This window comes from Allobosea sp. 2KB_26 (genome assembly GCF_052115715.1).
GTDB lineage: Bacteria > Pseudomonadota > Alphaproteobacteria > Rhizobiales > Beijerinckiaceae > Allobosea.
In genome coordinates, this window is the sequence record NZ_JBFRHE010000039.1 from 1 (window position 1) to 12,496 (window position 12,496).

Sequence of the window (12,496 nt, forward strand, 5' to 3'; positions counted from 1 at the left end):
GGTTTGCACGCGCTTGAATCGCTTGCCCCAGCGCTCTTAGCCTATCAGCCGTTTCATGCGGCGCATGCCGAATTGCTGTCCCGCTCGGGCCCGACCGACGCTGCCCTTGCGGCCTTTGATCGCGCCATCGGCCTTGCGTCCAATCCATCGGACGCGGTCCTTCTCAGGCGCCGGCGGGATCAGGTCGCCCGGCAAGTGGAAGAGACAACTCTAGGACCGCAATAGCGGTCCATCTGATCCCAAATCCGGCGGAGAAGGAGCCCCTCGGGAGTTGGTCAAAACCATGGCCTCGACAATCTGAGGAGCGCTATCCACGATCGTTCTCGCATGCACACTATTCGCATGCACGTGAGGCGCGGCGGAGGTCGGCTTGCTGCAGCCGCGAGCCCTCACTCCTACTCGATTGTCTGGAAACCCCATAAACTATTGTTTTTACTTATAAAAAATATAATCCTCCCAATAAAATTCGCAGATCTGCGCTTTTGATTTTGTTGACGAATTTTTCCCAATCGGGAGGGCTCATCTGTTGCCTGCTGTCGGCGTCTTCAGACGCTGCCACGCACTCCCTGAGCCGCTGTTGACCTTCCAGTCACTGAAAGCACTACCGTCGCCGGAATGGTCAAGCGATGTCGTCGAAGACGTCGCGTATTCTGGCGACGAGGTAGTTCGAATGACTGGGAAGTCTAGGATATTTTTCTTTGCTTTGGTGGCCGCGGGCGGCGGCGCCTTGTTTGTCTATCTCAATGGTGTGCCTGCCACTGTCAGCCGGGCGCTGACCTCAGGCGAAACGAGCAAGATCGCTCCTATGCCCCCGCCACCGCCGCAGGTTCCGGTCGCCGAAGTCGTCACGCGGGTGATCGCAAGATCGTCGGAGTTTACTGGCGCCGTTGCGGCAGCCAAAACGGTCGAGCTACGGCCGCGTGTCGGCGGTACGCTTGAATCCGTCAGCGTGCCGGAAGGTGGTCTTGTCGAACGAGGCCAGCTGCTCTTCCAGATCGATCCTCGCCCGTTTGAGGTCGCGCTCCAGAATGCGGAAGCGCAGCTGCAACGGGCCGAGGTTCTGCTCTCACAAGCAGAGACGGATCTCGACCGATCGCAGCGGCTGGCCCCGAGCGGAGTCATCTCCGGCAAGACCCATGATGACGCCTTGTCCAGGAAGCGGGAGCGGCAAGCGCAAGTGCTGGAGGCAAGGGCAGCAGTTGCCGCAGCCAGGCTCGACCTTTCTTATTCCCGCGTGACCGCTCCGATCGCTGGACGCGTCGACAGGGTACTTGTGACAGAAGGAAACCTCGTCACCGGAGCCTCCGGAGCTGCAGCGACATTGCTCACCACGATCGTGTCAGTCGATCCCGCATATGTCTACTTCGATATCGATGAACCAACCTATCTGAGCTTCCTGAGCCAAACCCGCCCCAAGGCAGTCGGGCGCAAGGGCACCTCATTCCTGGTTGAAGTCGGGCTCGCCACCGAGAGCGGCTACCCGCATTCCGGCACCCTGGACTTCCTCGGAAATCGTATCGATCGCAGCACCGGGACGATCCGCGCCCGAGCTGTTTTGGCCAATCCCGAAGGCCGACTGACACCAGGCCTATTCGCGCGGGTGAAACTTGCGACGAGCGCGCCCCAAGAGACCGTTCTCATCGATGATCAAGCGATAGGAACCGATCAGGGACACCGCTACGTGCTGGTGCTGGGTGCCGGTGACAAGGTCGAATACCGGCCGGTGGAATTGGGCGCGATGAACGACGGGCTGCGCGCCATTGCAAGCGGCCTCAACCCCGGTGACACGATCATCATCAAGGGGCTCGTCCGCCCCGGCATGCAGGTTACCCCGAACCGGATCGCGATGGCGCTCGATCAGCGTTCAGTCAACGGCGTTGCCAATGGCAAAACGCAGGCGGCACGTCGATGAGCCTGCCACGCTTTTTCATCAACCGGCCGATCTTTGCGATCGTTCTCTCCGCCCTCATGCTGATCGCGGGAGCGATCGCCCTGGTTCGGCTCTCATTGAGCGAATACCCGTCCATCACCCCGCCGACCGTGCAGGTGACCGCAAGTTATCCGGGTGCCAACCCGCTGGTGATCGCCGAGACAGTGGCCTCCCCACTCGAACAATCGATCAATGGCGTCGAGGGCATGCTCTATATGAGTTCCCAGGCTGCGACCGACGGCAGGATGACGCTCACCGTCACTTTCGCTCAGGGCACAGATCCGGACATGGCGCAGATCCAGGTGCAGAACCGCGTGTCGCGCGCCCTGCCACGCCTGCCGGAAGAAGTTCAACGCATCGGCGTCGTGACCCAAAAGACGTCACCCGACATCCTGATGGTGGTGCACCTGGTATCGCCCGACAAGCGCTACGATCCCCTCTACATCTCCAACTTTGCTACCCTCCAAATTCGCGACACGCTCGCCCGCCTGCCAGGGGTTGGCGATGTCATCGTATGGGGCGCCGGCGAATACGCCATGCGCGTCTGGCTGGACCCCGCCAAGGTTGCTGCACGTGGTCTGACGGCAGGGGATGTCGTCGCCGCCATTCGCGAACAAAACGTCCAGGTCGCAGCCGGCTCGGTTGGCCAGCAGCCGTCGGAGGCCGCCAGCTATCAGGTCACGGTCAGCACACTGGGGCGACTGTCCAGCGAGGAACAATTCGGCGAGATCGTCATCAAGACAGGCGATGACGGGCAGATCGTACGCCTGCGCGATGTTGCGCGGATTGGTCTCGGTGCTGACGCCTACGCGTTGCGTAGCCTCCTCGACGGTGAACCGGCCGTCGCGATACAGATCATTCAACGCCCCGGTGCAAATGCGCTGGACGTCTCCAACGCCGTGCATGCCGAGATGGAGCAGTTGCAGCGAGGTTTTCCAGAGGGCCTGGAATACCGGATTGCCTACGATCCGACCGTCTTCGTGCGTGCGTCCCTGGCCGCCGTCATGACGACGTTGCTCGAAGCGATCATTCTCGTCGTCATCGTCGTCGTCCTGTTCCTGCAGACATGGCGTGCTTCCATCATTCCGCTGGTTGCCGTGCCCATCTCGCTCGTCGGCACGCTTGCGGTGATGTATCTCATGGGTTTCTCACTCAACACCTTGTCGCTGTTTGGCTTGGTTCTTTCGATCGGCATCGTCGTCGACGACGCCATCGTTGTCGTCGAGAATGTCGAACGGCATATCGGTCTTGGCGAAACGCCGAAGGAAGCGGCCCGCAAGGCGATGGATGAGGTGACCGCGCCGATCATCGCGATCACGTCCGTCCTCGCTGCGGTGTTCATTCCGTCCGCATTTCTGTCGGGCCTTCAGGGCGAGTTCTACCGCCAGTTCGCCGTCACGATTGCGATCTCGACGATTCTTTCGGCGATCAACTCGGTGACGCTTTCACCGGCGCTGGCGGGCGTGCTTCTGAAGCCGCACCATTCCGGGTCAAACCGCGATTGGCTCACCCGTGGCATCGATTTGGCGTTCGGCTGGTTCTTCCGCCTGTTCAATCGCTTCTTTGACAGGGCATCGAACGCCTATGTCGGCGCGGCGCGGCGCGCCATCCGCATAAGCGGCGTGATCTTGGCACTCTATGCAGGACTTGTCGGAATGACCTGGATGGGTTTCCAGAGCATTCCGACCGGTTTCGTGCCTGCGCAGGACAAGTACTATCTCGTCGGCATTGCCCAGTTGCCGTCCGGAGCGTCGCTCGATCGGACCGAGGCTGTCGTCAAGGAGATGTCCAGGATCGCGATGGCTGAACCGGGCGTTGAAAGCATCGTGGCCTTTCCCGGCCTTTCCGTGAACGGCTTCGTCAACCTGCCAAATGCAGCCGTGGTCTTCGCCATGCTCGATCCTTTCGATCAGCGCAAGGATCCGTCGCTCTCGGCCAATGCGATCGCCGGACGGCTGATGGGCAAGTACAGCCAGATCCCGGACGGCTTCGTCGGCATTTTCCCGCCGCCGCCGGTGCCGGGGCTCGGAACGATCGGCGGTTTCAAGCTCCAGATCGAGGATCGCTCCGGCGCAGGTCTTGAGGCCCTTGCAAAGGCGCAGGGCGAGATCATGGCGAAAGCCTCACAGGCACCGGAACTTGCTGGCATGATGGCGAGCTTTCAGATGAATGCGCCGCAGGTTCAGGTCGATCTCGATCGGGTGAAGGCCAAGGCACAAAGCGTTCCGTTGACGGCGATCTTCGAGACATTGCAGGTCAATCTGGGTTCCCTGTACGCAAACGATTTCAACCGTTTTGGCCGCACCTATCGCGTGATCGTCCAGGCGGATGAGCCATTCCGCGCGCAAGTGGACGACATTGCACGCCTGAAGGTGCGCAATGCCGCAGGCGAGATGATTCCCCTCGCAGCTCTTGCAACCGTCGTTGCCAGTTCAGGACCAGACCGGGTGATGCACTACAATGGCTATCCCTCGGTCGACATTACAGGAGGGCCAGCGCGAGGTTACTCGTCCGGGCAGGCGACAGCGGCAATCGAGCGGATCGCGCGTGAGACGCTGCCAGCCGGCATGACATTCGAGTGGACCGATCTGACCTTCCAGGAGAAACAGGCCGGGAACACGGCCATGATCGTGTTCCCGCTCGCGGTATTGCTGGCATTCCTGATCCTGGCAGCCCAGTACAACAGCTGGTCATTGCCCTTCACGGTGCTCCTCATCGCCCCATTGGCATTGCTGTCTGCGATCGTCGGCGTCTGGCTCTCAAACGGTGACAACAACATCTTCACCCAGATCGCGTTTGTCGTGTTGGTCGGTCTTGCGGCCAAAAATGCCATCCTGATCGTGGAATTCGCTTATGAAGAGGAAAAGAAGGGCCGCGATCCAATTGCCGCGGTGCTCGAAGCCGCGCGCCTGCGGTTGAGGCCGATCCTGATGACGTCGCTCGCGTTCATTGCGGGTGTCGTGCCACTGGTCATTGCGACGGGCGCCGGCGCCGAGATGCGGCATGCCATGGGCATCGCCGTGTTCGCCGGCATGCTTGGCGTGACGTTCTTCGGGCTGATCCTGACGCCTGTCTTCTATGTCGTCATCCGGCGGCTGGTGCTGCGGCGAGCCGCCGGCTCCGGGGTTAATGCGATGGCGACTGCCGAAGGCGATCCTCATGCACAAATTTGAGGTCTTGCAGCGTCCTTGGCGTGTCTGAAACGACACGTGGCTTTGTAGCGAGTGTGGGGCGGGAAGGCCTCAAGCCTCCCCGCCCCACACATCAACGGGCAGCATTTCAAACGTCTATTTGGTCCCCATGTTGCGTTGGGGACGGAGATGAAGCTCCGCCCCCGAAATAGGCCGTAACTACGCGGCGACGGTGGCGGGATAGCCCGCCACGTCGAGTGCCTGTGTGAAGGCGGCGGCGTCAGAAGTCGCGGCGATGGTCACGGTCTGGGTCTTGAGGTCGATTCCGACCTCGGCGCCCGCGTCGACGCTCTGGATCGCTTTCGTGACGACTCCGGCGCAGTGGCCGCAGGTCATGTCGGGTACCTTCAATTTTAACATTGGTTTCTCCTGTCTCGTCATCGGCACAAGCGCCGTTTCCTGAAGCTGCGGGCTCCCGCCAGTGGAAGGTCAAGCGGCCTATTGCCCCTCGCAATCTTTTTGACGACTCTTCAGTCAAGACAAGAAAACATATTTTAAAACAACATCTTGGAGAGAGATTATAATTTTCTCCGGCCTGTTGACCTTCCTGTAACTGGAAGCCCTAGCCTCCGTTCATCAAATTCGAACAGAGGACAGGAACGATGAATGCCGTGCCTAAAATACCGTCCGCAGCAACCAGGCAGAGCTTCCCGATCGAGGGCATGACCTGCGCATCCTGTGTGCTCCGCGTCGAGAAGGCGATCGCAGCCGTGCCGGGCGTGACGGCGGCTACGGTCAATCTGGCCACCGAGAGTGCCGACGTCGCCTTTGGGGGTAGCATCGATTCCGACGGTGTCATCGCCGCGATCCGCGGCGCCGGCTACGACGTGCCCGTCGAGAGGGTTGAAGTCGATATCGAAGGCATGACCTGCGCGTCATGCGTGAACCGTGTCGAAAAGGCGATTGCCGCGGTTCCGGGCGTGAAGTCTGCCTCTGTCAATCTTGCCACCGAACGCGCGACCGTCGAGCTGCTTGCCGGTTCCACGCCACGCGCGGCGATCGACGCCGCCATCCGCAAGGCCGGTTATGAGCCGCGTCGCGCGGAGACCGTGACGACTCCGGCGGGAACCGACAGTCGCGAGGACGCCCGCAACCGCGAGTTCTCCAACCTCAAGCGCGATTTTGGTATCGCCGCTGTGCTGACGCTGCCGATCTTCGTGCTGGAAATGGGCTCCCACCTCTTCCCACCACTGCATCATTGGCTGATGGCGAATGTCGATGATCAGCCGCGCTATATCGCTTTCTTCGTCCTGGCGACGATCGTTCAGTTTGGCCCCGGTTTGCGCTTCTACAAGAAGGGCGTGCCGGCGCTGCTGCGCCTCGCCCCGGACATGAACTCGTTGGTGGTGCTGGGGTCGACCGCGGCCTGGGCCTATTCCGTCGTCGCGACCTTCGCATCGGGCGTGCTCCCCGCCGGCACCGCGAATGTCTATTTCGAGGCCTCGGCGGTCATCATCACGCTGATCCTGCTCGGCCGCGTGCTCGAGGCCAAGGCCAAGGGCCGGACCAGCGAAGCGATCAAGCGGCTGATGGGCCTGCAGGCGAAGTCGGCGCGCGTCGAGCGCAATGGCGAGTTCGTCGACGTCGCCCTTGAGGATGTGGCCGCTGGCGACGTCATCCAGGTGCGCCCGGGCGACAAGGTGCCGGTCGACGGCGTCGTGTTGTCGGGTTCGTCGTTCGTCGACGAGTCGATGATCTCCGGCGAGCCGATCCCGGTCAACAAGGGAGAAGGCGCTGAAGTCGTCGGTGGCACGATCAACAAGACCGGCAGCTTCAAATACCGCGCCACCAAGGTCGGCGCCGACACGCTGCTGGCTCAGATCATCCGGATGGTCGAAACCGCGCAAGGCTCGAAGCTGCCGATCCAGGCGCTGGTCGACAAGGTCACCTCCTGGTTCGTACCTGCCGTGATGGTCGCGGCGGCGCTGACCTTTGCCGTCTGGTTGTTCTTCGGCCCGGAACCGGCCGTCAGCTTCGCGTTGGTCAATGCCGTTGCGGTGCTTATCATCGCTTGCCCCTGCGCCATGGGCCTCGCCACTCCGACGTCGATCATGGTCGGCACGGGCCGCGCGGCCGAGCTCGGCGTGCTGTTCCGGAATGGCGAGGCGCTACAATCTCTGAAGTCGACGCAGGTCGTGGCCCTCGACAAGACCGGTACGCTCACCGCCGGCAAACCGGTGATGACCGATCTCGAAGTCACCAGCGGTTTCGAGCGTGCGAAGGTGTTGGCACTCGTTGCTTCGGTTGAGGCTCAGTCCGAACACCCGGTTGCCGCCGCCATCGTGGCTGCTGCCAAGGACGAAGGCTATTCTCTCGGCGAGGTCAGCGCTTTCGATGCCGTGCCCGGCTTTGGTGTCAGCGCAAAGGTTGGTCAGCACCAGGTTGTTGTTGGCGCCGACCGCTATATGGCCAAGCTCGGCATTGCGGTGCACACCTTCGCCGACACCGCAAGCCGACTGGGCAAGCAGGCCAAGACGCCGCTCTATGCTGCTGTCGATGGCAAGCTCGCTGCCGTGATCGCGGTTTCCGATCCGATCAAGCCTTCGACGCCGCAGGCCATTCGCGCCCTGCAGGCCATGGGTTTGAAGGTCGCGATGATCACCGGCGACAATCGTCGCACCGCGGAAGCGATCGCAGCCCAGCTCGGCATCGACGAGGTCGTCGCAGAAGTGCTGCCCGACGGCAAGGTCGACGCGATCAAGCGCCTGCGGGCCGGCGGCCGCGTTGTAACTTTCGTCGGCGACGGCATCAACGATGCGCCGGCCCTGGCCGAGGCCGATGTCGGCATGGCGATCGGCACCGGCACGGACGTTGCGATCGAAAGCGCCGACGTGGTGCTGATGTCGGGCGACTTGCTCGGCGTGACCAATGCGATCGCGCTGTCGAAGGCGACCATCAGCAACATCCGTCAGAACCTGTTTTGGGCCTTTGCCTACAATGCCGCTCTGATCCCGGTTGCGGCCGGCGTGCTCTATCCAGTCAGCGATACGCTGTTGTCACCGATGCTGGCGGCCGGCGCGATGGCACTGTCAAGCGTGTTCGTGCTCGGCAACGCCATGCGGCTCAAGCGCTTCCGGGCCCCGGTCCGGGAAACTCGCGCAGCAGCCGGCACCCCGGCACTCGCGCCCGCCGAGTGACATCAACGGCCCGCTGTTTCAGGCGGGCCACCCACACTTCATTTTAAAGGGCAAGCACATGCCAACCAAAATCGCTCCCTCAATCGAGATATTCACCACGCCAACCTGCCCCGACTGCCTGGCGTTGAAGCGCTGGCTGAACCTGCAGAAGCTGCCTTTCATCGAGCGCGACCTGCGCGACCCCGCGATCGCCGAGGAAGCCAAGCGTCGCACCGGCGTTCGTGTCGCCCCCATCACCATCATCGACGGCAAGCACGTCTTCTTCGGCACCTTTGCCGTGCAGCGCCTGGAGATCGAGGCGCTGCTCGACCTGACCAAGGCTACGTGATCAAGACCCATGCCCCATCTCACCCTGCCCCAACTTGGACGCCGCATTCCCATTGCCGCGGAGCAGACCATCCTCCAGGCAGCGCTCGAAGCCGGCGTTCCCTATCCGCATGGCTGCCGTTCCGGTCGCTGCGGTTCGTGCAAGTCGCGGCTGATCAGTGGCGATGTCGAGCTCGGCAAGCACTCGCCGTTCGCCCTTACCGAGGAGGATCAGGCCAACGGCCTGATCCTCGCCTGCCGCTCGGCGCCGACAACCGATGTGACCATCGAATGGCTGGACGAGGCCTATGTGGCCATGACGACTGTTGTCCAGGCGGCGACAGTTGTCGCGGTCGAGAGCAAGACCCATGACATCCTCGCCATCCGGCTAAAATTGGACGATCGTTCCGCCTTCCGCTTCGCTGCCGGGCAATATCTCTCGCTCGCCATGCCGGGAGCACCCGCCCGCCATTACTCGATGGCGAGCCGGCCCGACGACGAGCTTGTCGAGCTGCATGTCCGGCTTGTGCCGGGAGGTCGCACCAGCAGTGTGATTCATGCTTCGGTGAAGGCAGACGACAGGGTCGAGATCGAAGGCCCGGCCGGCTCGGCCTATCTGCGCGACGCCCATGGTGGCCCCATCATCGCTGTCGCGGGCGGCAGCGGGTTGGCGCCGATCAAATCGATCGTCGAGGCCGCGCTCGGTGCCGGCATGAGCCAGCCGATCCACCTCTACTTTGGCGCTCGCACGGAAGACGATCTCTATCTCGTCGACCATTTTTGCGCGCTCGTACAGCGATTTTCGAACCTCATCTTCGTGCCGGTCCTTTCACAGGCTGTCGAAACAGGCCGGCGCACCGGTTCTGTTTCCGACGCGCTGGCTGAAGATCATCAGCAACTCGCCGGCGCCAAGGCTTATGTCGCCGGTCCACCCGGCATGGTCGACGCCGTAGGCTCCGTGCTTGCAGCCCGCGGCGTTGCCTCATCCGACATCCACGCGGATGTCTTCTTCACACCGGAAGAAGACATCCAGGCCGTAGCGCAATCACCGAAATAGAGTCCCAATCATGCTTCGTAGAGACTTCTTGAAATTTTCAGCAACAGGCGCCCTGATGACGACTGCCCCAGCCCTCTTCGCTTCACCTGCCAGGGCCAAAAGCTCCGCCCCAAAGATCATCACCGCAGGTAAGCGTGTCATCGAAGTAAAGGGCAAAGCAGTCAACGTCCTCGGTCTGACGCAGACAGGCGGAAGCCATGGCCTGGTGATGAATGCCGGTGAGAACTTCCGGGTCCGGCTTGAAAACCGCATCGGCGAACCGACTGCGATTCACTGGCATGGGCTCACCCCGCCCTGGCAACAGGACGGTGTCGCCGGCATCTCACAGGAGCCGATCCCGGACGGCGGGGGTTACGACTATAACTTCCCGGTCGCTCGTCCTGGCACATTCTGGATGCACTCGCACATGGGATTGCAGGAGCAGCATCTGCTTGCCGCCCCCCTGATCGTCCTCGATCCGGCGGACGCTTCGAAGGATGTCCAGGAGGTCGTGGTGCTGTTCCATGATTTCACCTTCCGCGACCCGGCCGAGATCCTCGCCGAGCTCAAGGCCGGTGGTCACGACATGACGGCGATGCAGAAGCCACCGGCAGCGTCGCGACATGAAGGGCACACCATGCCGGGCATGACGGCTGGCGCCGCGATGGGCCATGGTGCGATGGGACACGGCACGAAAAGCCAAGGTTCGATGGATCATGGTGGCATGCAGATGGGTGGCGTGTCCCATCTCCAGGATGTGCAATACGATGCGCTTCTCGCCAACGATCGAACCCTCGATGACCCCGAGGTTTTCACAGTCGAGCCGGGCGGGCATGTGCGTCTTCGCCTGATCAATGGCGCCGCCAGCACCAATATGTGGATCGATCTTGGCAAACTGTCGGGTAAACTGATCGCGGTCGACGGCATCCCGGTGGAGCCGGTCGTCGGCTCGCGCTTCGAGTTCGCGGTCGCGCAGCGGCTCGATATTCTGCTCGAACTGTCCAGGGAAGCCACGGCATGGCCGATCTTCGCCGTGCAGGAAGGCGGCCGGTTGCGCACCGGTGTGGTGCTCGCCGCCAAAGGTGCTTCGGTCGGCAAACTCGCCGAGACCGCTGACGCAGACTTTCCGGCTGTCGGCGTCGAACTGGAGCAGAAATTGCGGGCAGCAAAGCCGCTCGCGGAAAGGCCGGCAACGCGCAAGCACACCATGATGTTGGGTGAAGGTGCCGGCTATGTCTGGACCCTGGACAGGGCTGTGCACGGCTCGGACAAGCCGCTTGCCGTGAGAACTGGCGACCGATTCGAACTCACCTTCATGAACCACACCACCATGTCGCATCCCATGCACCTGCACGGGCATCACTTCCAGGTGGTCGGGGTAAATGGCAGGCGGTTCGCGGGCGCCGTACGCGACACAGTTCTCGTTCCGGCCAACATGGGACAGGTCACGATCGCCTTTGATGCCGGCAATCCCGGCAAATGGGCGCTGCACTGCCACCATCTCTACCACATGGTCGGCGGCATGATGACGTCGATGGCCTACGAGGCCTGACCGAGCGCCCGGGGGAACTATTCTCACAGTTCCCCCGGCGAACGAAGGTTCTTTAGCTTCCAGCGACTGGAAGCATTATGTGATGTTCAACTCACTCCAGGGAGAGCCAGATGAATATTGGCGCTGCATCAGAAAAATCGGGACTGCCAGCCAAGACCATTCGCTATTACGAGGATATCGGCCTGCTGACGGCTGACCGCGCCAGCAATGGCTATCGCGATTATTCGATAGCTGACGTGCATCGCATGCGCTTCATCCAGCGCTCGCGCCGCCTCGGTTTTTCGGTCGAGGAATGCCGCCAACTGCTTTCCCTCTATAACGACAGGGAGCGCGAGAGCGCTGATGTAAAAACACTGGCCAAGACAAAGCTCGCCGAGATCGACCGCAAGCTGGTGGAGCTCACGGAGTTGCGCGACACGCTTCGCCATCTTGTCCGCAGTTGCCAAGGTGATAGTCGTCCCGACTGCCCGATCATCGAGGGATTATCGAGCTCGCAACGCAACTAGTGATTGCCACTCCAGCACTATGAAAGAGCAGGCTGGCACACTCCTCCTGCGCTGCATGCAGAACGAGTTTTGCGAGGAACCGGAGCGGCACAGGGACGGTTGGCGAAGATCGGAAAGGGCTGCACAAAAGGCGGCAATATCGTAGTCTCACTCCCCCTCGATCGTATCGGGCGGCTTCGACGTCACATCGTAGACGATCCGGTTGATGCCCTTGACCTCGTTGATGATGCGGGTCGCGGTGCGGCCGAGGAAGGCCATATCGTAGGGGTAGAAATCGGCCGTCATGCCGTCGACCGAGGTGACAGCGCGCAAGGCGCAGACGTGGTCATAGGTGCGGTAGTCGCCCATCACGCCGACGGTGCGCACCGGCAGCAGCACGGCAAAAGCCTGCCGGATCACGTCGTAGAGACCGGCCTTGCGGATCTCCTCGAGATAGATCGCGTCGGCCTTGCGCAGGATGTCGAGCTTTTCCCTGGTGATCTCGCCGGATTGCCGAAGGGCTGGCATTGCTCGATCGTGCTATGGCGCGGCGGGCGCCGGGGCCCTTTCAGATCAAGGCGGCGATTGCCGCCTTGCATGCCCAGTCTGAGCCGCCCGACTGGCCGCAGATCATCCTGCTCTACGACGCCCTGTTGCGGATGGAACCGACGCCGGTTGTGCAATTAAACCGTGCCGTGGCATTGGCTGAAGCTGGCGCACTGGGAGCTGGTTTGCACGCGCTTGAATCGCTTGCCCCAGCGCTCTTAGCCTATCAGCCGTTTCATGCGGCGCATGCCGAATTGCTGTCCCGCTCGGGCCCGACCGACGCTGCCCTTGCGGCCTTTGATCGCGCCATCGG

At 61.9% G+C, this 12,496-nt stretch carries 8 protein-coding genes and 2 pseudogenes; 8 read left to right on the plus strand and 2 right to left on the minus strand.

The annotated features are described in order from the left end of the window. Positions 1-577 precede the first annotated feature (577 nt). On the plus strand, positions 578-1,912 hold the full coding sequence (locus AB4099_RS34655; protein WP_441481427.1) for an efflux RND transporter periplasmic adaptor subunit: 1,335 nt from the start codon (positions 578-580) through the stop codon (positions 1,910-1,912). After that, a complete protein-coding gene (locus tag AB4099_RS34660; RefSeq protein ID WP_441481428.1) occupies positions 1,909-5,103 on the plus strand; it encodes an efflux RND transporter permease subunit in 3,195 nt (1,064 codons plus the stop codon). Before AB4099_RS34655 ends, AB4099_RS34660 begins: the two co-directional genes overlap by 4 nt. Positions 5,104-5,280: 177 nt before the next feature. On the opposite strand, the gene AB4099_RS34665 is transcribed toward AB4099_RS34660, so the two are convergent. After that, complete coding sequence (locus AB4099_RS34665; RefSeq protein ID WP_113517296.1) at positions 5,281-5,481, minus strand: heavy-metal-associated domain-containing protein; 201 nt, start codon at positions 5,479-5,481, stop codon at positions 5,281-5,283. 242 nt (positions 5,482-5,723) lie between these two features. Between AB4099_RS34665 and AB4099_RS34670 the strand changes: the two genes are divergently transcribed. From AB4099_RS34670 to cueR, 5 genes are all read left to right on the plus strand, one after another. Beyond that, a complete protein-coding gene (locus AB4099_RS34670) occupies positions 5,724-8,258 on the plus strand; it encodes a heavy metal translocating P-type ATPase (RefSeq protein ID WP_113517295.1) in 2,535 nt (844 codons plus the stop codon). 58 nt (positions 8,259-8,316) lie between these two features. Further along, a complete protein-coding gene (locus AB4099_RS34675; RefSeq protein WP_113517294.1) occupies positions 8,317-8,586 on the plus strand; it encodes a glutaredoxin family protein in 270 nt (89 codons plus the stop codon). 9 nt (positions 8,587-8,595) lie between these two features. Continuing rightward, the gene (locus tag AB4099_RS34680) at positions 8,596-9,621 is read left to right on the plus strand and encodes a 2Fe-2S iron-sulfur cluster-binding protein (protein WP_441481429.1); all 1,026 of its coding nucleotides are present in this window, start codon (positions 8,596-8,598) and stop codon (positions 9,619-9,621) included. Positions 9,622-9,676: 55 nt separating this feature from the next. Further along, complete coding sequence (locus AB4099_RS34685) at positions 9,677-11,152, plus strand: multicopper oxidase family protein (protein ID WP_441481430.1); 1,476 nt, start codon at positions 9,677-9,679, stop codon at positions 11,150-11,152. Between the two features lie 110 nt (positions 11,153-11,262). Continuing rightward, positions 11,263-11,658: a Cu(I)-responsive transcriptional regulator gene (gene cueR / locus AB4099_RS34690; protein ID WP_441481431.1), complete on the plus strand. Its 396-nt coding sequence runs from the start codon at positions 11,263-11,265 to the stop codon at positions 11,656-11,658. A 147-nt stretch (positions 11,659-11,805) separates the two neighbouring features. Here cueR and AB4099_RS34695 read toward each other — a convergent pair. After that, a pseudogene (locus tag AB4099_RS34695) lies at positions 11,806-12,159 on the minus strand (GMP synthase (glutamine-hydrolyzing)); the annotation flags it as partial. A 5-nt stretch (positions 12,160-12,164) separates the two neighbouring features. Between AB4099_RS34695 and AB4099_RS34700 the strand changes: the two are divergent. Continuing rightward, positions 12,165-12,496, plus strand: a pseudogene (locus AB4099_RS34700) (RNA polymerase sigma factor); the annotation flags it as partial.